Here is a 21,872-nt window from a genome sequence, read left to right as displayed (position 1 = left end):
CACCATGAGCCGCGAAACCATCATCAATATACTGCTGGCACTTCTGCTGCTAGCGATCCCGTTCAGTGCGTCTGCAATGGGCGAGCAATTCTACGTCACGCTTGCCACGCGCATTACGATCCTTGCGCTCGCTGCTGTCGGGCTCAACATCGCGCTTGGTCTTGGCGGGCTGGTATCCTTTGGCCACGCCGCCTTCTTCGGCCTTGGCGGCTATGCCGCCGGCATCCTGGCGACCCATGCCTTCAACGCCGAACCGCTGTTGTTTGGCCTGCAAGGCACGACCTCGATGCCGGTCATCTGGTCGGTGGCTATCCTGGTTTGCGGCCTTGTCGCCTTGCCGATCGGCGCGATCAGCCTGCGCACGACGGGCGTCTATTTCATCATGATCACGCTCGCTTTCGCGCAGATGATCTACTACTTCGCCATCTCCTGGCCGGCCTATGGCGGCGAGGACGGGCTGTCGATCTATGTCCGCAATGGCTTTCCCGGTATGAACACGGCGCAGTCCCTGACCTATTTCCTGATCTGCTATGTCGTGCTGATGGCAGCACTTGGTCTGTTCTGGCTGCTGCGCGGATCGCGCTTCGGTGCCGCATTGCAGGCGGCACGGCAGAACGCGACCAGGCTGTCCGCCGTCGGCATCGCACCCTTCAACATCAGGCTCGTTGCCTTCGCCATCTCTGCCATGGTCACAGGCCTCGCCGGCGCGCTGTTTGCCGATCTCAACCGCTTCGTCAGCCCCTCGATGCTGTCCTGGCACATGTCGGGCGAGCTGATCGTGCTCATCATCCTTGGCGGCAAGGGTCGGCTGTTCGGCCCGGTTGCGGGCGCGATGCTTTACGTGCTGTTCGAATTCGCGCTTGGCGGCTTCACCGAACGCTGGCAGTTCTTCCTTGGCCTGATCCTGCTCGGCGTCGTTTTGTTCGCGCGCGGCGGGCTGCTTGGCCTTTTGGCTGGAGAGGCGCGTCATGGCTGAGCTGGTCCTCGAAATACGCGATCTCAAAAAGACTTTCGGCGCGCTGAAGGCCACCGACGGCGTCAGCCTCGATCTCAAGCCGGGCGAAATCCACGCGCTGATCGGCCCCAATGGAGCCGGCAAAAGCACGCTGATCCACCAGATCTCGGGCTCGCTCCGGCCAGACAGCGGCAGTATCCGCTTTCTCGGCCAGGATATGGCCGGGCTCGACATGGCGGCCCGCGGGCGGCTTGGGCTCGGCCGCAGCTTCCAGATCTCATCACTCGCGCAGGAGTTTTCCGCGCTGCGCAATGTGATGCTGGCGGTGCAGGCACGCCAGGGAACGAGCTTCCGCTTCTTACGCCCCGTGATGAGCGACAAGAGCCTGACAGAACCGGCGATGGCGATGCTGGAGCGCGTCGGCCTTGCCGGGCGCGCCTACGTGCCAGCCGCTGAGCTGTCGCATGGCGAACGCCGTCAACTCGAAATCGCCATTGCGTTGGCCCTTGGATCGAAGGCCTTTTTGTTCGACGAGCCGATGGCCGGCATGGGGCCAGACGGATCGAAAGCGTTGACGAAATTCCTCGACGGCCTGCGCCACGAAGCGCCGATCCTGCTCGTCGAGCACGACATGGATGCCGTCTTCGCGCTTGCCGACCGTATCTCGGTCCTCGTCTATGGCCGCGTCATCGCCACCGGCACGGTGGACGAGATCCGCAACGATCCCGAAGTGCGCCGGGCCTATCTCGGAGAAGCTGCGTGAGCCTGCTGGAACTCAACGGCGTCGAAACCTTCTACGGCGCATCGCAGGCGCTGTTCGGCGTCTCGCTCGACGTCAGGGCGGGTGAGGTCGTGGCGCTCATGGGCCGCAACGGCATGGGTAAGACGACGACGATCAATTCCATTCTCGGCCTCGCGAAACCGCGCTCAGGCTCGATCAGCTTTGGCGGCCGCCAAGTCGCCGGCATGCGCCCGCACCGCATCGCGCGCCTTGGCCTGGGTCTGGTGCCGGAGGGAAGGCGCTGCTTTCCCAATCTGACCGTACTGGAGAACCTGCTGGCCGCAGCACGCGGCAGCGCGTGGACATTGGAAAAAGTTGTCGAGCTGTTTCCGCGTCTCGGCGAACGCCGCGACCAATATGCCGGTACACTGTCGGGCGGCGAGCAGCAGATGGTAGCCATCGGCCGCGCGTTGATGACCAATCCGAGCCTGCTCATTCTGGACGAGGCGACCGAGGGTCTGGCACCTGTGATCCGCCAGGACATCTGGGCAGCAATCCGCAAGCTCAAGTCGAGCGGACAGTCGATCCTTATCGTCGACAAGACGCTTGCCGAGCTTCTACCTGTGGCCGACCGCTGCTTCGTTCTGGAAAAGGGCATGACCGTCTTCGAAGGCACGCCCGAGGCGCTGACGCCAGAAATTCAGGACCGCTATCTCGGGGTATGAAAAAAGGGTGTCAAACGGCTTCCAAACTGACCCGGCGCGGTGCTGTTGCTGGCCAGCGATCTTCTGGCCCGAACGCTGCTGCTGCCGCAGGAGCTGCCGATCGGCATCATAACCAGCTCCGTCGGCGCGTTCTTCGTCGTCACCATGCTGATCCACAACCGGCTCTGAGCGCGCCAATGAACCGCTCTTGCAACAGGCCGCCGGCTCAGACCGTCCAGAAATAGCGCACGATGTGGAAGAACACCGGGGCGGCGAAGACCAGGCTGTCGGTGCGGTCCATCATGCCGCCATGGCCTTCGATCAGATGGCCCCAGTCCTTGACGCCCTGGTCGCGCTTGATGGCCGAGGCGACCAGCCCGCCGAGAAATCCCATCGAGCAGGCGACGAAGGCCACGGCTGCTGCCTGCAGCGGCGAGAAGGGTGTCACGAACGATAGCAGCGCGCCGAGCAGGCTCGCCGACACCAGTCCGCCGATCAGCCCTTCCCAGGTTTTCGACGGCGAGACGTTCGGCGAAAAACGGTGTTTTCCAAACAGCTTGCCGAAGATGTATTGCAGCACGTCGCTGCCTTGCACAACGATGATCAGGAACGCGATCAGCAGCAGGGTGCGGCCTTCGAAGCCCGGCACCTCGAGTGTCAGCAGGGCAGGCACATGGCTGACGCAATAGACCGAGATCATCACCGCCCATTGCTGCGCGGCGATGCGCTCGAGGAAGCGTTCAGTGTCGCCATGCAGCGCCGTGATGGCCGGCATCAGCAGGAAGCAATAGACCGGAATGAAGATGACGAAGAGCCCGTACCAGGCGGTCCACACCAGCCAGTATTGAAACGGTATGATGATGCCGAACATGCCGAGCAGCACCCAATGGTCGCTGCGGCGGGTGTGCGTCAGCGTCACGAATTCGCGCAGCGCGGCGAAGGAGATCAGAGCGAACAGGATGGTCATCCCGTAACGCCCGAAGAAGAATGCGACCGTCATCAGCGCCACCATCACCCACCAGGCGTTGATCCGCTGGCTGAGATTGACCAGCGTCGAACTAAGCGGCTTCGGCGCTCGCGCCGAAAGGATGGTCGCGACGATGCTGGCGGTGGTCAAAACCGCCAGCAGGCCGATGATCAGGATGGAGATTTCGTGGCGCATCAATCGTCTCGCTCGGGACGCGGGTTGAGCGCCAGAAGCGCGGCGTGGGCGCGTTCGAGGAAGGCGCGGCGTTCTTCGCCCGGACCGATCGCCACCGGTGCGCCGAAGACGACGCGGCACAGCAGCGGCACCGGCAGGAACTGGCCCTTGGGCAGCACGCGCGACATGTTCTCGATCCAGCACGGGATCAGCTCGACCTGAGGCCGCGCCGTCGACAGATTGTAGAGCCCGGAGCGGAATGCCAGCAGCGGCTCTTCGGTCATGTTGCGTGTGCCTTCGGGAAACAGGATCAGCGAGTGGCCCTGGTCGAGAACCGACAGCATGATCTCGATCGGGTTTTCCTCAGGTCTCGTCCACTGCCGGTTGATGAGCACCGACGACAGCATGTCCTGCGCGATGAAGCGGCGCAGCCGCGACTTCCCCCAATATTCGCCTGCGGCAACAGCATGGGTGATCGCGCGCTCGCTTTCGCTGAGACAGGCCGACAGCAGGATAAAGTCGCCATGGCTGGTGTGGTTGGCGAAATAGATGCGCTGGCGGTCGGAGGGCAGGCTGCCGTTCCAGATCGGACGCACGCCCGTCACCATCCGGGCCAGCGCCGAGAGGCCGACGGAGGTTACCGTCTGCAGCAAGGTGAAGGTCTTGAGCGAAAGCCTGTTCATCGCGGCGCCCAAAACCCTGACGCCAGAAGTGCTGCGGCAAACAGAGCCAGGGCGGCGCGCTGCTTGAACAGCAGGCGACGCGTGCCGGCGATGCGGTCATCGAGCGAGCGTGTCGCGGGCGGGGCCATTTTCAGGCGCATGCGCGCCAGCATGTCGTCCACCGCGGCACCGCCGGAAGCTTCGTCATCATGGCTAGCCATGACCCGGAACAACAGGGCGTCGAATGCCAGCAATGCCGACAGCGCCAGAACGGCGACAGCGCTCGCGGCTGTGATCGACAGCGCAACGGCCGCCGGCAAAGTCTCGAAGCCGCCGCGCGTCGAGGCAGCCAGCGGCGCAAGGATATTTGCCGCCACCACGATTGCGGCCGGCCACGCTGCCTGCCGCATCAGCATGCCGGCGAAGCGGTCGGTGCGGTCCTGGTAGGCATTGCCGGTCATGACGCCGCGCGCTCTATGGCCTCGGCAAGATGAACCGGCCGGCCGAGGGCCGCGAGCATTTCGCGGGCAAGCGCCGGCGTCTTGGCCCTGCCGGTCGCCACCAGCCATTCGGCGACGACGCCGGCGCTGCGCTGGAAGCCGAGCGCGCAGCACACCAGCACGGTGCCGTCGCGGCGCGCACTCTCCAGCGCGCCGGCTGCCTGTTGCCGTATCGCCACTGGCGGCGGCAACAGGTCGACCATCGGAAAGCTGATCCAGCGGCAATCGGCTGCCGCAGGCCTCTTAAGTTCGGCGGCGAGATCGATGACCGTGCCGAAGCTGCTGGCCTCGCGTGCCGTGGGAAAGCGCCCGAGAAAGACGCCGTCAGCAATCGCCACCTGAGGAGTAAGACTGCGCGTCCAGGCCCATATGTTGGCCCTGGCGCCGAGACGGTAAGGCAAGAGCAGGACACGGCTTGCGAGCGTGATGCTGCCATCGGCGGATTTCTGGAACACTTTTTCGCCTGCTCCTGCATAGGCGAAGGCGACGATGGCCAGCGCCAGCGCCGGCCAAAGCAGGAAGAGCGCGACGGCGCAGAACAAGGCGCCGAGCGCTGCACCGGCCAGCGCGAGGACCGCGCCCAGCGCGTAGAACCGCGCCAGCCGCCGCGCTTTCACATCGTTGGTCAGCCGGAAGCCTGAAAACGGCAACGCGCCGCTGCGCGGAAACAGCCACAGCGCAAAGAACCCGAGCAGCGCGCCGGTCGGAATGTCGATGAAGTGATGCTGCCAGGTCGTCAGCACCGAGGCACCGATCAGGAAGCTCCAGCCATGCCAGAGCGGCAGGAGCAACCCGCGGAGCCGGTGGCGCCAATGATCCCAGATGATCACCAAAAGGGCGATGTGCAGCGAGGGTGCCTGGTTGAACGGCTTGTCGAAACCGCCGAGCACGGCAAACAGGAAGCCCGGCAGGCCGGTCGTCGCCGGTCGCACGAATGTCGCGGTCAGCGGGAACAGGATGAAGCAGATAACGGCGACGACCTGCGCGGTGAGATAGCGCCCGGCCAGGCGGTCGACGCCTTGCCTGTCGTTGTTGAGCAGCAGCGACAGGCCGTAGAACAGGTTGATCGACCAATAGGGCACGATGGTCCAGGCGACGAAGGGAATGCTGTGTTCCCACGAGAACACGATGCTGCCGACCTCGTCGCGCCGCGAGGCCAGCCAGTTGGCGAAGCCGTAGCTGAGGTAGAAGAACGGCGCCAGGAAGGCCAGCCAGAGCGCGGCCCTGACGACCACCCGTCCATAAGGCTCGGTGCGCGCGATGGGTGCAAGCGACGAGGCCATGCTGCTCAGCGGCGCCGCGCGACCGAGACGGTGAAGATGCCCCATTGGTCGATGCGCTGGTCGAGCTTTTCGAAACCGGCGGCTTCGACGAGCTGGTCCATCTCACCCTGCGTGCGCCGCCGCATCACCCAGGCCTCGCCTCCGCGATGCGAAGTCAGGCTGCGGGCGATCATCTCGAGCTGCGGATGCCAGGGCTGGTTGGTGTAGAGCAACAGGCTTCCCGGCTGCATGGCGCTGGCCAATCCACCGAGCGAGCGGGCTATCATCGCATTGTCGGAGAACAACTCGTAAAGGCCGGAAACGATGGCAAGATCCGGAGCTGGATCGATCGAAGCGAGCATGTCGGCATCGAAGGCATCGGCGCGCTGGAATGAGACATCAGCCGGCAATTGCCGCTCGGCGATCAGCTTGCGGCCAAGCTGGACGTTGAGGTCGGAATAATCCTGCAGGCGAACGCTCGCCGGCTGATCGGGGCTCTTCACGATGGCATCGAGAACATAGCGGCCATGGCCGGCCGCGATGTCGAGAATGTGCGCCGGCCGGCCAGCGGCCTTGAGCGTCGCCAGGCAAGAGCCGATGAGCTCTTCGAGATGCAGCTTGCGCTGGCGGATGCCGCGCCAGCCAATGGCCTCCAGGAAAATGCGGTCGACGACGCGGCCAAGAGGCGTAAGCCCGCGCGCATTGTTCTCGTAGACGTAGTCCAGCGTCGAGCCGGAATCGAAGCCGGTGGTCACGCCGGCCTTCATACCTTGCGAGACCCAGGCGCCCATGCGGATGGAGGCACGGCTGAATGCCCAATAGAGGCCCTTTGGCGACATCAGAGCGAGCGGCGAGGCAAGCCTATCGGCCTCGTCGCGTGTGTAGCCGGCAATGTCCGCCTGCTTAAGGTCGACCGGCGCATCGGGTGCCTCGAACTGCCTGGCCAGGAATGGCCGGATCAACTCGAGGGCCTTTGCCCGGTCGCGCTCGCCCAGCGTGTCGTGGAAGAAACCAGGCAACACATGGCGTTCCTTGGTGCGGCTGCCGAGATTGACGAAGAACTCGTGCTGCGGGCCGTGGCGCACCACCCAGTCGCTGCCCGAAAGCAGAAGCTGGGTCGGCACGGTGATGGCGCGGGCGTCACTGACGATGCGGGCGGCATGCTGATAGAGTTCGACCAGTATGTTGGAAGCGATCGGCCGCGTGATCAGCGGATCGCTCTCGAAGGAGGCGATGCGCACTGGATCGTGGGTCAGGAATTTCGCCTTGACGTAGGAATTGACGAAGAAGCGGCCCTTGATCTTCTGCCAGAGCGCGATGCCCTCCTTGGCGAAGGGCACGTAGAGTTTTACCGAGAAGGCCGGTGAGGCCACCACCATGGCGCGCAGCTTCGGCGCATAGTCATGCACCCAGGCGGCAGCCAGCACGGCGCCGAAGGATTGTGCGATCAGCGCGATATCCCGAGTGGCAAAGCCATCCCTGGCAGCGATCTCGCGCATGAAGCAGTCGATGTCGCGCACCAGCGCCGAGAAGGAGGGCGCATAGCCGCGCTCGCCGGACGAGCGGCCATTGCCGCGGGCATCCCAGGCATAGAAGGCGTGGTCCGGCATCTGCAATTCATCGACAAGATGGGCCATGCGACCGCCATGCTCGTGGCCGCGGTGGAAGAGCACCACCGCGCCCTTGGCATCGGCGGAGGCCGCCGGCCAGAATCGGTAGAAGATCTCCGTCCCGTCATGGCTGCGGAAAACCCGCTCCTGTGCTTGCCGCGCAAGGCTTTCCGTGGCCGCGGCGGCGATCGGTTCGTGCATCATGGTCTTCCCCTCTGGCGGCATGGCGAGCCTCGATGCTCAGCTGGCGCTGCCAATAATGCCGGCGCGTATCCGGTTTATGGCGGTCAGCAGCGAAAGCGTTGCCATGGCCGGAAACACAAACGGCGTTATCGATGCCGGCCACAGCCCGGCGGCACACAGCGTGGCGACGACGCCGAGCGCCAGCGCCCTGTCGCTCTTGCCGAACGGCCCGGCATAATTACGCCCGACCTTGGCAGCGATGCCGAGCACGCCGGCGAACTCGGTCAGCACGGCCGATATCGCGAAGGCGACGACGCCCCATGCGCCAAATTCGGGAAAGACGGCAAAAGGGAGAATCAGCGCGAGGTCTGAAACGACGTCGCACAACTCGTTCAGATACATGCCAAGCGTCGAGGCTTGGCCATGCTCGCGCGCCAGCATGCCGTCCACGGCATTCAACGCCATGCGCACGAACATCACCAAGGGGATAAGCAACAGCAGCCAGCGCCATTCGTGCCAGATCGCAATGGCCGCGCCGGCGGCTATCGACATCGCGGCCGCCAGGATGGTTATGCTGTTTGCCGTGACCCCGATTGCCGCCAACCGATTGACCAGCGGCCGCAGTCGACCCTGGAAGGCCGGCTTGAGAGCGTAAAGCGTCGGCATTGCGTTGATCCCCCGATCCTGTTCAGCGGCTGTACATCAATATGCCAGACGCGACCAGTGTAGAGGCGGCGCGGCCATCTGCGTTTGCAAATCGATAACCATGATTGGTCCGGCAAAGCTGTCATGCACATTTGCCGGCTTCTCGTGCAACGCGGCGTCTTGAATAGTGAGCACGCTTATTATATATGCCGCTCATGGTTTCCGATGGCATCGACAGATTGGGCTTCTTGATCCACGACGTGCAGCGCTTGATGCGCAAGCGCTTCGAGGCGAGGGCCAGTGGCTTGGGGCTTTCTTCGGCGCAATGGCGGCTTCTGGTCCGCGTTGCCAAGGAAGACGGTGTCGCGCAGGCGCGGCTGGCCGAACTTCTCGAAATCGAGCCGATCAGCGTTTCGCGCCTGGTCGACCGCATGGAAGAGGGAGGCTGGATCGAGCGTCGGTCCGACGCCGCCGATCGTCGCGTCCGCATGATCTTCCTGACGCCCAAGGCAAGCGATGCCTACGCCGTGATCAAGAGCATTGCCGGAGAAGTCTATGAGGAATCGCTGGTCGGCGTGAAGCCGGAAGCCCGTCGCGTCCTCATCGAAGGGCTCGAGGCGATGGTTCGCAACCTGACCGACGACGAGACGCCGTCCATTGAAAAAGTGAAGAATACAGAAGGCGCAGCAGCATGAACGCGGTAGCCAAGATAGACGAGAAAGTGACCGAACTGGACATGGAAGCGCCGGCGCAGCCGGCCGCGGCCCCGCCGGCGGTTGCTCCCCCGGTGCAGCCGGCCCCAGTGCCCGTGAAGAAAAAGCGCCGGCTGGGCCGCTTCCTGCTGATGGTCGCGCTGCCTGCGGCATTGGCTGTCGGCGGCGGCTATGTCTGGGTCACCGGCGGCCGCTATCAGGAGACCGAGAACGCCAATCTGCAGCAGGCCAAGGTGTCGATCGCTTCCGACACGGCCGGCCGCATCGTTAAGGTCGACATCTTCGATAACCAGCTGGTCAAGCAGGGTGACGAGCTGTTTGCCATCGACCCCGAGCCCTACCGGATCGCGCTGGCGCAGGCCGACGCCGCGGTTGCGGGCGCGCGTCTCAATGTCGAGCAGTTGCGCGCGGCCTATGGCCAGTCGATGGCTCAGCAAAAGTCCGATGCCAGCCAGGTCGCCTTCGCCCAGTCGCAGTTCGATCGCGCCGCCGACCTCGCCCAGAAGGGCATCAACGCCAAATCGTCGCTCGACGAAGCCAAGAACGATCTCGACAAGGCCAAGCAGCAGCTGGCGGTTGCCGAGCAAGGGATCATCAGCGCCAAGGCAGGCCTTGGCGGCAATCCCGACATCGAGACCGACAAGCACCCGACCGTGATGGCCGCGCTCGCCGCGCGTGACAAGGCGGCCTACGACCTGGCGCAGACCACGGTCAAGGCGCCGGCGGACGGCATCGTCAGCCAGGCCTCGTCGTTCAAGGTCGGTCAGTATGTCGGTTCCGGCACGCCGCTGTTTTCGCTGGTCGAGACCGGTGACACCTGGATCGATGCCAATTTCAAGGAAACGCAGCTCACCCACATGAAGCCCGGCCAGAAGGCGGAGATCGTGGTCGACACCTATCCAGGGCGCACCTTCGAGGCGACGGTCAAGGCGATCGGCGCCGGCACGGGAGCCGAGTTCTCGCTGCTGCCGGCCCAAAATGCCACCGGCAACTGGGTCAAGGTCACACAGCGTATCCCGGTTCGTCTCGAACTGATCGATGCGGACGCCAAGATGGCGTTGCGCACCGGCATGAGCGCCACCGTTACCGTCGACACCGGCGTGGCGCGTGGCCTGCCCTCGATCTTTGGTCACGCCACGGCTGGCGAGGCCGCGCAGTAACGTCAACAGATTGCCGCAGGACCAGCGGCGGAGGTGAATAGCAGGATTGGTCTGATGGGAGGAGCTGGAAGGATCAGCGTTTTGGCGCTGCCGCGTCGCGGCCTGGCCGAAATCTGAAATCTCCGAGGCAGACTCGTCGGTCCTCATGTTTCCGGGCGGCAGGCATCCGCTCATCAGAGACTTTCAGTCGATGTAACCCCCACATCGACGATCGCGTCCCACCGCGACGAGGGTCTCTCAACGGAAGGCGTTGCCGCCCGGAAACCCCTTGTACACGTTTTTGTTACCTGCTGGAAGTTCCACGCCATGAGCACGCCCGAACCCTTCAAAGAAGTGCCGCATCGCGGCCTGATCACGGTCGCGCTGATGCTGGCGACGGTCATGCAGGCGCTCGACACGACGATCGCCAACGTCGCTCTGCCGACAATGACGGGCGATCTCGGCGCCTCGCCGGACAACATCAACTGGGTGCTGACCTCCTACATCGTTGCCGCCGCCATCATGACGCCGGTCACCGGCTGGCTGGCCGACCGCTTCGGCCGCAAGGAACTGTTCCTGACGGCAGTGGTCGGCTTCACCATATTCTCGATGCTGTGCGGCATCGCCTGGAGCCTGGAGAGCATAGTGTTCTTCCGGCTGATGCAAGGCGTGTTCGGAGCGGCGATCGTGCCTCTGTCGCAAACCTTCCTGCTCGACATCAATCCCAGGGAACGCCATGGCCAGGCGATGGCCATTTGGGGCGCCGGCATCATGCTGGGGCCGATTCTGGGCCCGACGCTGGGTGGCTGGCTGACCGAGAATTTCAACTGGCGCTGGGTGTTCTTCATCAACCTGCCGGTCGGCATCGTCGCCTTTCTCGGCATGGCCGCCTACTTGCCGGCCGTTGCCCGGCGGGTGCGCGGCTTCGATTTCTTCGGCTTCGCCATGATATCGCTCGGCGTCGGCGCGCTTCAGCTGCTGCTCGACCGCGGCGGCGAGGTCGACTGGTTTTCCTCGGTCGAGATCTGGATCGAACTTGGTCTTTCGCTCACCGGCTTCTGGGTGTTCATCATTCACACCATGACTGCGGAACACCCTTTCATCGATCCCAAGATCTTCCTTGACCGCAATTTCGTGACCGGGCTGGCGTTCATCTTCGTCATGGGTGTGCTCATCCTGGCGAGCATGTCGCTGCTGCCGCCAATGCTGTCGACCATCTTCGGCTATCCGACCGTCACCATCGGCGTCGTCATAGGGCCTCGCGGTGTCGGCACCATGATTTCGATGCTGGTCGTCGGCCGGCTGATGAGCAAGATCGACGCCCGGATCCTGGTCGTTATCGGTTTCCTCCTGACCGCGCAGTCGCTCTACACCATGTCCAGCTTCACGCCGCAGATGGACAACTGGCTGATCATCAGCTCCGGCGTCATCCAGGGGCTGGGCATGGGAATGGTGTTCGTGCCGCTGTCGACCGTCGCCTTCGCCACGCTTGACGTGCGCTTCCGCACCGATGCCACGGCCCTGTTCAGCCTGGTGCGCAATCTTGGCTCGTCCATCGGCGTGTCGGTCGTGACGGTTCTGATGGTGCGCAACACGCAGGTCAACCACGCCGAGCTTTCGGCCTTCATCAACCCGTTCAACCCAAATCTTTGGGCGGTCTCTCCGGCAGCCGCGAGCGGCGATCCGACGGCGCTTTCGCAGGTCGATCGCATGGTCAATCTCCAGGCGATGATGATTTCCTACGTCAATGACTTCAAAATACTCATGGTCATGACGCTGCTTGCCATCCCGTTTGTTTTCCTGCTGCGCAAGCCCAAGCAGGCGCCTGCCGGCGGCGCGCCGGCAGCGCATATGGATTAGCTCTATTTCCCGAGCACCAGGCTCCAGTAACGGAGCTTGCTGTCGCTGCCATCGCGCACATAGGCAAGGCCGAAGCGGGTGAAGCGCGGGTCGAGCATGTTGCGGCGATGGCCTGGTGAATGCACCCAGATGTCGAACAGTTTCTCGAGGTCGAAACGACCCTCGGCGATGTTCTCCGCCGCGGCACCGGAAATTCGATTGTCCCTGACGCGCGAGGCGAAATCCTTGCCCCAGCCGGTGGTGTGGCTCATGCGGCGGCGCTGCGCCATGTAGCCGGCCTGCTGCAGGGCAGCCTGTTCGAGTTGCCGGTCGGCGACCAGCGGCGCGAGCCCCGCCGAGGCGCGGATGCTGGCCAGCGTGCTGGTGGCGGAGGAGGAGACCCCGGCGCCTTCGCCTGACGGTAGTGAAACGGTGCTGCAGGCGGCGAGGCCCGCCAAGGCTGCGAGGCCGGTCAGCACCATGCGCCTGCTCGGCATCGGGCGCGGTTCGATGGAATGGGAATGATCAATGGCCATTCCTGTCTGAATAGTCGCGATCATGGCTTTTGACGGGCAAGCGGTGAAAATTGCGCGAGAACCCATACGTTTGGTTTTTCGCAAAAAAATGCATCGCGTAATGTTGAAGTGTTGAAGCGCCCCCTTTCGGGCAATAGTCCAGGTGTCCCGAGTGAGGTGAGAATCCGATGCCAAAAACTGCCCGCACCTTCCCGACGCTCTCTACAGCCCGTCTGCTGCTGCGCGCTCCGGCCCTCGAAGATGCCGATGCCTTCCGGAATATCCTGTCGATCCCCGAGGTCACCCGGTTCTCGAACTGGCGGGATGCGCCGTCCAAGGCGGTGGCGGATCGGGCAATGAGATGGATGTGCAAGGTCTTTCCTACTGGCAAAGGCTGCGCCTGGATCATCGAGGATCGCGCTTCGAAGACCATGGCCGGTGCGATTCGCTACAATTGGTTCGTCCCTAAATCGAAGTGCGGCGAGATCGGCTACGAGTTGCATCCGGACTTTTGGGGCAGAGGTCTGATGACCGAAGCGGCTGCTGCCGTCGCTCTTTGCGGCCATCGGTTTTTCCTGCTCAATCGCATCGAGGCGTGGACGCTGCCGGGCAATACCGGATCGGACCGTGTGCTGGAGAAAGCCGGCTTCCGCTACGAGGGGACGCTACGGCAGAAAGCCCGGTTCAAGGGCGCCTACCACGACTTCAGGATGTTTGGACGACTGGCCGGCGATCATCCTGCCTCAATCGATCAGAATTAACCTGCCGCCATGCCGGCGTAAGTCTCCAGTGTCGATGAAGTCTGACGATCGTCTTCCGTATGCACCCACCAGGCGCCCAGCGCGTCGATGAGCGGTACAAGTTTGCGGCCAGGCGCCGTGAGGTCATAATCGACCCGCAACGGATAACCCGGACGCACCGTGCGCCGCACGATGCCGGCCTCTTCCAGCTTGCGCAGTTCCAGCGTCAGGATGCGATGCGACACCGTCGGGTTGTCACGTCTCAGGTCGCTGAACCGCTTGGTCCCGTCCTTCAGATAATAGAGCAGCAGTGTGGGCCAGCGACCGCTGAGCACGCGCATGGTCTCTTCGATCGGGCAGCGTGAGACGACGTCTTTCATGGGCGGATCCTGGTTACAGAATTGTGCGTAATTTACATGGGACGACAAGCGTTTAGGGTCAAGTTTCGCTGCGCGGCGTGATCCTCTCAATCACGGAAGAAAACAAATGGAACCTATCCTCCTTTACGGCTTCCCGGCGGGAAGCTCGATGGGGCTTGTCGCTGCCTTTGAACGCGTCGGGCAACCCTATCGCCTGTGCCGCGTCGACATGCTCACCGAGATGAAAAACGATGCCTATGCCAGCATCAACGACCGTCAGGAAACGCCGGTGCTGATCACCGACGAAGGCCGGGTGCTCACCGAGACAATGGCCATCGCCTCGTGGCTCGAAGCCCGCGACACACAGCGCCGCATCAGCTTCGAACCGCGCACGCCGCAAGCCGACCGCATGCACCAGCTGATGGCCTTCGTGAACACCGGTTTCACCGCCGCCTTCAGCCCGCTCTGGGTGGCATTGGAAATGGCGGCGGATGAACCGGCGCTGAAGGCGACCTTGCGGGAGTTCGGCCGCAAGGTCGTTGCGGAACGTCATGATCGGCTCGAGGCGATGATCGCCGACACGGATTTCCTGGTCGGCGACCGGCTGACGCTGGCCGATACCACGCTGATCGGCGTGGCGCGCTGGGCGGAATTTCACCAGGCTATCGACGGCGCTGCCTATCCCAAGCTGGCCGGATTGCGCCTTCGCATCGAATCCGATCCGGCCGTGGGTTATGCGCTGGCTGTCGAGGATGGCGAACAGCCCGCCGGTTCTGGCGCCTGCCTTGGCCACGTCCCCCTGACTGAGGTGATCGATCGCTTCGCGGCGGCGGCGAAATCGTAGCGACACTCTGTTTTCAACCAGGATGTGCCTTTGTGAGAGGCGCTGATCTGCCGGAGTGCGGTCGCCGCCGCACTCCGGCATTGTTAAAGGGGACCGCCATTTTTCTCAACGCTACCGCTTGGGCCGCCTGTCGTTCTCATTTCACCAGAGTGATCATCCGATCGGCGTACATTGTGCGATTTCCAAGCGCCGCCGCGCAGTCCGACTTGACGGACGAGTTTCCGGTCATCTGAATCGTATTGCCGACAAGCCTGAGACAGTCGCCCTGGGCGCTCATATCAGAGTTGCCGGCGTAGGAAATGGGCGCGTCCGGCGCGTAGATGAAACCGCTGAGCACGGAATTTGCGCCGCCATTCAATGTCAGAGCAGACGTGTTGCCGTGATCCTGGAAAATGGTGATGCCAGCATAAGGGCCGCTGGTGGGCGGGGAAAGGTTCACCTTCTCATTGGCATTTATGTAGATCTCAGCGCTTTCCATGAGGAATATAGTCACGCCCTGGCCAGCCAGGCTGCCGTTCCCCCCTGGCTTTATGGTGGTGCCGCGCATGATGTAGACGCCCGGATCAAGCGTGATGTCCCCCGACAATGTCTTGTCGCAATACGTGCCGGGCGACAGCGTGTAGGTTTTGCCGTTCGGGACAGGCAAACACAATGTGTAAGGGGGAGGAACGACGTCGGCCAATGGATCAAAGGACGCGTACCTATGTTCGTGCGGCGTTCCGCAGGCGAGACTGGCGCTGGGTGGCAACAGCCCGCTGGTGCCGCCGACGGTTGAGACACAGCCGGCTGAAACCAGTGCGGAGCCACCCCTGTTGACGGAATCGGACGCGTCCGAGTTCGCCGCGATCACGCAATTGTCCATCGAGACGTTGGTCGAGCCCTGGAGGTTCACGGCGGCGGACGCATGCGGATCGAGCGCCAGCACGCAGGCCTGTGCGCCAGGTTTTACCTTGACCGAGGCCGAGCGGGAGGCCTGCCAGGGGGCCGAGGTGCTGATGAAGCTTGGGCGGCTTATGCTGGACGACAGCGAGATAAAGTAGGCGCTTGGGCTGCCGCTTGCCGTTGCCGCGAAAGCGGAGACGCTGCCCAAATATTCCTGCTGGTCGGCCGCGCTCATATTGGCGGCGAAGAATTGCAGCCCAAGCTGCTGGACATCGCCGGCCGCCATATCGGGAGAGAACTTCGTGCCGATGGCGAGCCCCGCCGCGTCCAGCGAGTTCTGCAGTTGCGAGGCGTCATGGCTCGTGCCGATCAGATCAACGGCGCCGGCCAAACCAATCATTATCGGCAGCATCGCGATGGCGGTCGTCATGGCAAAGTTGCCGTGCTCCGAAGACCAGAAGCCTCTCAATGCGAACATGGTTCCTCGCCGAACCTCGTAAAGCTCAGGTGATACGCCAGAGATCCCTACGAGTAATTTAAGTAAATGCTAAAATACGTAAATGCTAAAATGCAGAACAATGGTTGGCTAAAACGAAAGACTGCCGAGGCACGCCATATGAGAGGCCATACGGAGAGTTGAACACTACGAGGAGTTGCGCCCCAGGCAATTGACGCGGCGACAATCGCCGCCAACTCTGCTATCATGCCTCTTGATCTTGAAGTGGCAGCTCTGGCGGCCATCCAGGCGGTGACCGCCCCGACACACGGGAGGAAGGTTATGGCCGGCTTTCATGTCATGGCGGACGCACGTGGAACGCATGTGCAGCCAACGGTGCGCCGCATCACCACGTCGGACCTTTGGGATGCGCTGCGCCTCGGCTTCGAGGATTTCTGGGCAAAACCATCGCACTACGTGTTCCTGTGCCTGATCTATCCCATCGTCGGCCTGATCCTGACGCAGTGGACGTCCGGCGCCAATGCCATCCAGCTCATCTATCCCCTGATGTCGGGTTTCGCGCTGGTCGGGCCGTTTGCGGCGCTCGGCCTTTACGAGATCAGCCGCCGGCGTGAGCTCGGCATGAACACCTCCTGGTGGCACGCGTTTGATGTGCGGCGCTCGTCCGCTGTCCCGTCGATCGCTGTCATCGGCGTCATGCTGGTGGCGCTGTTCCTGTTGTGGCTCTATACGGCGCAGTCGATCTACACCGGCCTGTTCGGCGACCAGCCGCCAGCCTCGATCGGTGGCTTCGTCCGCGACGTGCTGACCACCAGCAAGGGCTGGACGCTGATCCTTGCCGGCAATGCCGCGGGCTTTGTCTTCGCCGTAATCGTGCTGGCCACTACCGTGGTTGCCTTCCCGCTGCTGCTCGACCGTGACGTCGGCGCCGTTTCGGCGATCGAGACCTCGGCCCGGGCAGTGATGGCCAACCCGCTGCAAATGGCGCTGTGGGGCTTGCTGGTCGCCGTGCTTCTGGTGATCGGTTCGATCCCGCTGTTTGCCGGGCTCGCCGTCGTCATGCCGGTGCTCGGCCATGCCACCTGGCATCTCTACCGCAGGGTGGTCGAGCCGGAGCGGGCACAGCAGATAAGGCGGCCGATGTAGATCAGCACTCTCAGCGCTGCGCCTCTGTCGCCATCTTCAGCGCAAGTGCCGTCAGCACGGTGCCCATCATCCAGCGCTGGATGACCAGCCACAAAGGCCGTCCGGCAAGAAAGGTGGCGATCGAACCGGCCGTCACCGCGATGACGGCATTGACGCTGAGGCTGATCGAGATCTGCGTCGCGCCGAGCATCAGGAGCTGCGACAGGACGTGGCCCTTGTCGGGGCTGATGAACTGCGGCAACAGCGACAGATAGAGCACGGCCACCTTCGGATTGAGCAGATTGGTCATCAGACCCATGGCGAAAAGCTTGCGCGGCCGGTCCCTCGGCAGTTCGCGCACTTCGAACGGCGAGCGTCCGCCCGGTTTCACCGCCTGCCAGGCCAGCCACAGGAGATAGAGCACGCCGGCAAAGCGCAGCGCATCATAGGCGTAGGGCACGGCGAGCAGCAGCGCGGTGATGCCGAATGCCGCCGCCAGCACATAGAAGACAAAGCCGAGTGCCACGCCGCCAAGCGAAATGAGCCCCGCCTTCGGCCCCTGCGACAGGGAACGCGAGATCAAATAGATCATGTTGGGGCCAGGCGTCAGCACCATGCCGAGGCAGACCAGCGCGAAGGCGAGATGATTGGCTGTTTCGGGCATCTGTTCTTCCCCAGCGCGCCGCGAATGGACGCGCGATCCGGCAGGCGGCCAAGATGTGCCTGTCCCGGCAGGCGCGCGCAAGTGCATGGCGGCGCCAGCTATTGTTCCAGCTAGCCGCCGGTGCCTACGGATCAGCCGACGATGCGCAGGTTCGACAGTTCGTTGCCGATTTCCTTGAAATCGTTCGACAAGCTGGCGCCGGTAGCGTTCCAGAACAGTTTTGCCGGCTTGCTCGCGTCCGTCGGGTCCTTGCGGAAGCGCGAGTTCGACGAGCAGGATTTCAGCGCCTCGATCGCCTGCTGGTCGGCGATTTTAGTCGTCGACAGATCGAGCGCCACAGTCATCACCATGATGTTGGCTGCCTTGGCGTTGTTGCAAAGCGTCGCCATCTGCTCGTTGAGCGCGTTGGTATAATTGCCGTTAGAATAATCGAATTGGCCAATGGTGCTCGATGTGCCCATGAACAGGCGGCCCACCGACGTGCCGTTGTAGCCGGGTTTGAGATAGCCGAAGGATGCATAGGTCGACTTCGAATCGGCGGGGTCGGAATAGCCGAGCGAGGAAGGCGTGTAGTAGGTGTTGGCGCCGTCGGTCAGCACGATCACGACCTTGTCGTTGCCTCTCTCGGTTTCCGGGCGGCCTTGCGTGAAGGGCTCGCCGCTCGAAACCACGCGCCATCCCCAGGCCATGCCTTCGGGAACATTGGTGCCGCCATCCGGCTTCATCAGGTCGATCGCGGCCTTGATCGCGGTGAGCCCAGTGGCAACGCTGACATCGGTCAGCGGCGTGATCGGGTTGGTGGAGCAGCTGTAGTTCGGCCCGTTGCCGGCGGCCAGCGCCGGCGCATTGATCGGCCGCGGCTGGAAATATTTGGCCATGTTGCGCAACCGGGATTGGCCGGTGCTGCTTGTCGGGTCGTCGTTCCACCAGCTGTTCACGGCGCCGTAGGTCGTCGGCGTGGCCTCATCGGGATCTTGGGTGAGCCTCCAATGGTTGCCGGGTTCGTCGGGGGCGAACATCGGCACGAACATCGTCGCCGGATCGCCAACCCCTATGCCGGTGTTCGCCGAGCCGCCGGACGGCGCGGCGTCGTTAGCATTGTAGGGATAGGGCCTGGCCTCGACGCAACCTTGCCAACTGGCGAACGGGCCATAGGAATCGATGTAATCATATTCGTCATGGCTTCGTTTGCAGGTGTTGTTCGAGTTGTATTCGTCGCAAACCACGCGCTTGCTGTTGGTGACACGCTCATGGTTGGTGACGACCTTCATGTCCCGGTAGAGCGAAAACCGGGTCAGCATCTGGCCTTCGTCGGTACCCCATCCGGTGCCGCGCTTGTACCAGATACCGTTGGTCTGCTGGGCGTATTTGTCGACCGCGTTCAGCGTCGACCAGTCGAAATTCTCGTTCGATACCGGCGACAATCCTTCGGTGTCCATCCAGGACGCGTTACCGTTGCCGGGGCCGACATTGACCGAGGCGGCAAACGGCACCAGGCCGAACTGCACCGGCCTGTCGACCTGCTTGATCATGGCCGCCTGCTGGGCCAGCGTGTCGACCAGCTGTTTGGCCGCGGTCTTGAGAAGGTCGATGCGCGTTTGCCCCGAGCCCGTTCCGGTCTTGGTCATCGACCCGGAATTGTCGAGCGCCAGGGCGACTTCAAGAGTGTTCTTCAGCCGCACTTCCGAGGTCACGTTGAAGCTGATCTTCTGGTTGGCGTCGGTTTCGGATTTGCCGACGAGCTGACCGAAGACCGGATAGAAATAGGGCTTGTAGTCAAGCCGCGCGCTCATTTTGAGCAAGCCACCGCCGGCGGTGTTGCTTGGCAAGGTGACGCTGAGCGTCGTGTTGGCGGGATTGATCTTGTTGAGGTTGGCATTGAAGAAGTCGAGCGCATAGGCTCTCAACTGGTCGTCGGTAGCACCCTCCGTCAGCCGGCGCGCCGTGGCGAAGTTTGCGGCATCGAGCGCATTCGAAACCGCCTGTTTTTCGCGGCTCATCTCGGTGAAGTCGACGGCTATAGCCAGGGCGCCCATGAGCGGAACCATCGCGACGACCGTCATAAGAGCATAGTTGCCGCGTTGGTCGCGGCAGAACTGACGCCAAAGTTCATGCATGTCTTGCAGCGGCCCCCGCCGGCGGATTCTCGATCGATGCCAGTTTTTCACAAAACGCTGAAGGCCGCGTTTGGGAAATCGCTCTATTGCCGGGGCAGCGCTTCACCAACCGCTAACCAATCGTGACTGGCGAAAGCTGGTGACAGGCCGGGGCGGTTCGGCTAATCCGAACCGGCTGCGGCGAACCGTCGGTGGCAGCGATCGCAACGATCATGACTGAAGGAAACGGCATGGCGGATTCGCCTGAAATCATCGGCTCGCTCGAAGACGTGTCGAAGGCCTATTCGGCAATCCTATGCGATGTCTGGGGCGTGGTCCACAATGGTGAAACGCACTTCCCGGTGGCGGCTTCCGCACTGGCAAGGGCTCGAGAGGCGAAAATCCCCGTCGTCCTGATCACCAATTCGCCGCGCAGAAGTGCCGATGTCGTGGCGCAGATGAACGCGATCGGTGTTCCACCGTCAGCCTACGACCGGGTGGTTACCTCAGGCGACGTGACGCGGGATCTGATCGCCGAAGGGCCGCGCAAGATTTTCCATATCGGCGCCGACCGGGACTTCACCCTCTATGAAGGTCTCGACGTCGAGCTTGTCGAGGAGTTCGAGGCGTCCGGCGTCGTCTGCACCGGCCTGTTCGACGACGAGGTCGAAAAACCCGAGGATTACACGGAGCTCCTGCGGCGGCTGCGCGCCAGGAACCTGCCTTTCATCTGCGCAAATCCCGACATCGTGGTCGAGCGCGGCGAACGCATCATCTGGTGTGCCGGCGCGCTGGCGCGTGACTATGCCCAGCTTGGCGGCCGCACATTGATCGCTGGAAAACCTTACGCGCCGATCTACAATCTCGCGATGAACGAGGTTGCCGAGATTCTTGGCCAGCCGGTCGAGCGCGGCCAGGTGCTTGCCATCGGCGACGGCATGATGACCGATGTGAAGGGCGCCGCCGACAATGGCTTCGATGTTCTTTATGTCTCCGGCGGCATCCATGCCCGCGACTATGGCGATGCCCTGCAACCGGATCCGGCAAGACTGGCGGCGTTCCTGGAAAAGCATGGCTATGGTCCGGTGGCTGTCATTCCCAGACTTCGGTAGGTGACGATGGCAGCCTTCCAACGCGTCCTGGCAACCGCGCCGCTTCCCGCCGACCTGCGCGGCGGCGTGGTGGCGATCGGCAATTTCGATGGCGTCCATCGCGGCCATCAGGCGGTGCTCGAGCGCGCCTCTGCCGAGGCCGGACGGCGCGGCGTACCGGCCCTGGTGCTGACGTTCGAACCGCATCCGCGCAAGATCTTCAGGCCTGATATCCCGTTGTTCGTGCTGACGCCGCCGCCGATGAAGGCGCGGCTCCTGTCGCTGCTGGGCTTTGCCGCGCTGGTCGAGCAGCCGTTCACGCACGACTTCGCCTCGCTGTCGGCGGAAGCGTTCGTGACGGATGTGCTGGAAACGAACCTTGGCATTACCCACGCCGTGACCGGGTTCGATTTCCACTTCGGCAAGGATCGTCAAGGCGGCCCGGCCTACCTGATGGCGGCGGGTGAGCGTCACGGCTTCGGCGTCACGCTCGTCGACGCCTTCCGGGACGAGGGCGCCGAGGTGGTGTCGTCCAGCCGCATCCGCGGATTGCTGGGCGAGGGCGAGGTGGCTGAAGCCGCCGGCCTGCTAGGCTACCGCTTCACCGTCGAAAGCGAGGTGGTCGGCGGACAGCAGCTTGGCCGCACCCTTGGCTTTCCAACCGCGAATATGAGGCTGTCGGCTGAAGCCGCACTCAAGGAGGGCATCTATGCCGTCCGCTTCCGCCGCGCCGACGGCACGCTTCACGACGGCGTCGCCAGCTTCGGCCGTCGCCCGACCGTCGACGACAATGGCGCGCCGCTGCTGGAAACCTTCGTCTTCGACTTCTCCGAAGACCTCTATGGCGAGGTCTGTCAGGTTTCCTTCTTCGGTTTCCTGCGCCCGGAGGTGAAGTTCGAAGGGCTCGATGCGCTGGTCGCGCAGATGAAGCGCGATGAAGCCGAGGCACGCGCGCTGCTTGCCGGCGTCAAGCCGCTCTCCGATCTCGATGCGGCCATGGCTTTTTGAGTCCAGGCGTGATTCCG

General features: G+C 63.1%; 22 protein-coding genes and 1 pseudogene. 12 read left to right on the top strand and 11 right to left on the bottom strand.

Annotation, left to right across the window (positions count from 1 at the left end):
- Window positions 1–4 precede the first annotated feature (4 nt).
- From NKJ67_RS24215 to NKJ67_RS24200, 4 genes and pseudogenes are all read left to right on the top strand, one after another.
- On the top strand, window positions 5–976 hold the full coding sequence (locus tag NKJ67_RS24215) for a branched-chain amino acid ABC transporter permease (RefSeq protein WP_256745579.1): 972 nt from the start codon (window positions 5–7) through the stop codon (window positions 974–976).
- Window positions 969–1,718: an ABC transporter ATP-binding protein gene (locus NKJ67_RS24210; RefSeq protein ID WP_127321152.1), complete on the top strand. Its 750-nt coding sequence runs from the start codon at window positions 969–971 to the stop codon at window positions 1,716–1,718. Before NKJ67_RS24215 ends, NKJ67_RS24210 begins: the two co-directional genes overlap by 8 nt.
- The gene (locus tag NKJ67_RS24205) at window positions 1,715–2,401 is read left to right on the top strand and encodes an ABC transporter ATP-binding protein (RefSeq protein WP_127271619.1); all 687 of its coding nucleotides are present in this window, start codon (window positions 1,715–1,717) and stop codon (window positions 2,399–2,401) included. The genes NKJ67_RS24210 and NKJ67_RS24205 overlap by 4 nt, the downstream gene beginning before the upstream one ends.
- Before the next feature lie 33 nt (window positions 2,402–2,434).
- A pseudogene (locus NKJ67_RS24200) lies at window positions 2,435–2,569 on the top strand (iron chelate uptake ABC transporter family permease subunit); the annotation flags it as partial.
- 37 nt (window positions 2,570–2,606) lie between these two features.
- On the opposite strand, the gene NKJ67_RS24195 reads toward NKJ67_RS24200, so the two are convergent.
- The 6 genes from NKJ67_RS24195 to NKJ67_RS24170 are packed head-to-tail and all read right to left on the bottom strand — an operon-like array spanning window position 2,607 to window position 8,404.
- Complete coding sequence (locus tag NKJ67_RS24195; protein WP_127267053.1) at window positions 2,607–3,542, bottom strand: phosphatidate cytidylyltransferase; 936 nt, start codon at window positions 3,540–3,542, stop codon at window positions 2,607–2,609.
- Window positions 3,542–4,204, bottom strand: a complete 663-nt coding sequence (locus NKJ67_RS24190; protein ID WP_127267052.1) for a lysophospholipid acyltransferase family protein — start codon at window positions 4,202–4,204, stop codon at window positions 3,542–3,544. Before NKJ67_RS24190 ends, NKJ67_RS24195 begins: the two co-directional genes overlap by 1 nt.
- Window positions 4,201–4,644, bottom strand: a complete 444-nt coding sequence (locus NKJ67_RS24185; RefSeq protein WP_352583521.1) for a hypothetical protein — start codon at window positions 4,642–4,644, stop codon at window positions 4,201–4,203. Before NKJ67_RS24185 ends, NKJ67_RS24190 begins: the two co-directional genes overlap by 4 nt.
- On the bottom strand, window positions 4,641–5,966 hold the full coding sequence (locus NKJ67_RS24180) for a phosphatase PAP2/dual specificity phosphatase family protein (RefSeq protein ID WP_352583519.1): 1,326 nt from the start codon (window positions 5,964–5,966) through the stop codon (window positions 4,641–4,643). The genes NKJ67_RS24185 and NKJ67_RS24180 overlap by 4 nt, the downstream gene beginning before the upstream one ends.
- A gap of 5 nt (window positions 5,967–5,971) precedes the next feature.
- Window positions 5,972–7,756, bottom strand: coding sequence for a bifunctional alpha/beta hydrolase/class I SAM-dependent methyltransferase (locus tag NKJ67_RS24175; protein WP_502905234.1), 1,785 nt, complete (start codon window positions 7,754–7,756; stop codon window positions 5,972–5,974).
- A gap of 39 nt (window positions 7,757–7,795) precedes the next feature.
- Window positions 7,796–8,404, bottom strand: coding sequence for a CDP-alcohol phosphatidyltransferase family protein (locus tag NKJ67_RS24170; protein WP_127381491.1), 609 nt, complete (start codon window positions 8,402–8,404; stop codon window positions 7,796–7,798).
- Between the two features lie 194 nt (window positions 8,405–8,598).
- Between NKJ67_RS24170 and NKJ67_RS24165 the strand changes: the two genes are divergently transcribed.
- From NKJ67_RS24165 to NKJ67_RS24155, 3 genes are all read left to right on the top strand, one after another.
- Window positions 8,599–9,078, top strand: a complete 480-nt coding sequence (locus NKJ67_RS24165) for a MarR family winged helix-turn-helix transcriptional regulator (RefSeq protein ID WP_027038640.1) — start codon at window positions 8,599–8,601, stop codon at window positions 9,076–9,078.
- A complete protein-coding gene (locus NKJ67_RS24160; protein ID WP_127271614.1) occupies window positions 9,075–10,256 on the top strand; it encodes an HlyD family secretion protein in 1,182 nt (393 codons plus the stop codon). Before NKJ67_RS24165 ends, NKJ67_RS24160 begins: the two co-directional genes overlap by 4 nt.
- A gap of 306 nt (window positions 10,257–10,562) precedes the next feature.
- On the top strand, window positions 10,563–12,095 hold the full coding sequence (locus tag NKJ67_RS24155) for a DHA2 family efflux MFS transporter permease subunit (RefSeq protein ID WP_127269394.1): 1,533 nt from the start codon (window positions 10,563–10,565) through the stop codon (window positions 12,093–12,095).
- A 2-nt stretch (window positions 12,096–12,097) separates the two neighbouring features.
- On the opposite strand, the gene NKJ67_RS24150 is transcribed toward NKJ67_RS24155, so the two are convergent.
- Window positions 12,098–12,571, bottom strand: a complete 474-nt coding sequence (locus NKJ67_RS24150; protein ID WP_352583514.1) for a CAP domain-containing protein — start codon at window positions 12,569–12,571, stop codon at window positions 12,098–12,100.
- 206 nt (window positions 12,572–12,777) lie between these two features.
- Here NKJ67_RS24150 and NKJ67_RS24145 point away from each other — a divergent pair, with 206 nt between their 5' ends.
- Window positions 12,778–13,350 carry a GNAT family N-acetyltransferase gene (locus tag NKJ67_RS24145; RefSeq protein WP_127269392.1) on the top strand — a complete coding sequence of 191 codons (573 nt, stop codon included), beginning with the start codon at window positions 12,778–12,780 and terminating at the stop codon, window positions 13,348–13,350.
- Here NKJ67_RS24145 and NKJ67_RS24140 read toward each other — a convergent pair.
- Entirely contained in the window at window positions 13,347–13,709 is a 363-nt protein-coding gene (locus NKJ67_RS24140; protein ID WP_256745576.1) for a winged helix-turn-helix transcriptional regulator, read from the bottom strand. The two genes, NKJ67_RS24145 and NKJ67_RS24140, sit on opposite strands and share 4 nt — an antisense overlap.
- 106 nt (window positions 13,710–13,815) lie before the next feature.
- Here NKJ67_RS24140 and NKJ67_RS24135 point away from each other — a divergent pair, with 106 nt between their 5' ends.
- Window positions 13,816–14,532 carry a glutathione S-transferase family protein gene (locus NKJ67_RS24135; protein WP_256745575.1) on the top strand — a complete coding sequence of 239 codons (717 nt, stop codon included), beginning with the start codon at window positions 13,816–13,818 and terminating at the stop codon, window positions 14,530–14,532.
- 136 nt (window positions 14,533–14,668) lie between these two features.
- Here the strand turns inward: NKJ67_RS24135 and NKJ67_RS24130 are convergent, their stop codons facing one another.
- Window positions 14,669–15,892, bottom strand: a complete 1,224-nt coding sequence (locus NKJ67_RS24130) for a TadE/TadG family type IV pilus assembly protein (RefSeq protein WP_256745574.1) — start codon at window positions 15,890–15,892, stop codon at window positions 14,669–14,671.
- Window positions 15,893–16,192: 300 nt separating this feature from the next.
- Here NKJ67_RS24130 and NKJ67_RS24125 point away from each other — a divergent pair, with 300 nt between their 5' ends.
- Window positions 16,193–17,017: a DUF2189 domain-containing protein gene (locus tag NKJ67_RS24125; RefSeq protein WP_256745573.1), complete on the top strand. Its 825-nt coding sequence runs from the start codon at window positions 16,193–16,195 to the stop codon at window positions 17,015–17,017.
- 10 nt (window positions 17,018–17,027) lie between these two features.
- On the opposite strand, the gene NKJ67_RS24120 is transcribed toward NKJ67_RS24125, so the two are convergent.
- Together NKJ67_RS24120 and NKJ67_RS24115 are read right to left on the bottom strand one after the other, a co-directional pair.
- Window positions 17,028–17,660: a LysE family translocator gene (locus tag NKJ67_RS24120; protein ID WP_256745572.1), complete on the bottom strand. Its 633-nt coding sequence runs from the start codon at window positions 17,658–17,660 to the stop codon at window positions 17,028–17,030.
- Window positions 17,661–17,791: 131 nt separating this feature from the next.
- Window positions 17,792–19,777: a pilus assembly protein TadG-related protein gene (locus NKJ67_RS24115; protein ID WP_352583510.1), complete on the bottom strand. Its 1,986-nt coding sequence runs from the start codon at window positions 19,775–19,777 to the stop codon at window positions 17,792–17,794.
- Window positions 19,778–20,007: 230 nt separating this feature from the next.
- Here NKJ67_RS24115 and NKJ67_RS24110 point away from each other — a divergent pair, with 230 nt between their 5' ends.
- Window positions 20,008–20,868 carry a TIGR01459 family HAD-type hydrolase gene (locus tag NKJ67_RS24110; RefSeq protein ID WP_352583508.1) on the top strand — a complete coding sequence of 287 codons (861 nt, stop codon included), beginning with the start codon at window positions 20,008–20,010 and terminating at the stop codon, window positions 20,866–20,868.
- Window positions 20,869–20,874: 6 nt separating this feature from the next.
- Window positions 20,875–21,855 (top strand): bifunctional riboflavin kinase/FAD synthetase, encoded by a 981-nt coding sequence (locus tag NKJ67_RS24105; RefSeq protein WP_256745570.1) that lies wholly within the window; start codon window positions 20,875–20,877, stop codon window positions 21,853–21,855.
- Window positions 21,856–21,872 lie beyond the last annotated feature (17 nt).

The sequence above is a fragment of the Mesorhizobium sp. M0088 genome, from assembly GCF_040322895.1.
Lineage (GTDB): Bacteria > Pseudomonadota > Alphaproteobacteria > Rhizobiales > Rhizobiaceae > Mesorhizobium.
The sequence above is the reverse complement of the archived record's forward strand: the minus strand, read 5'-3'. Positions and strand labels throughout refer to the sequence as shown.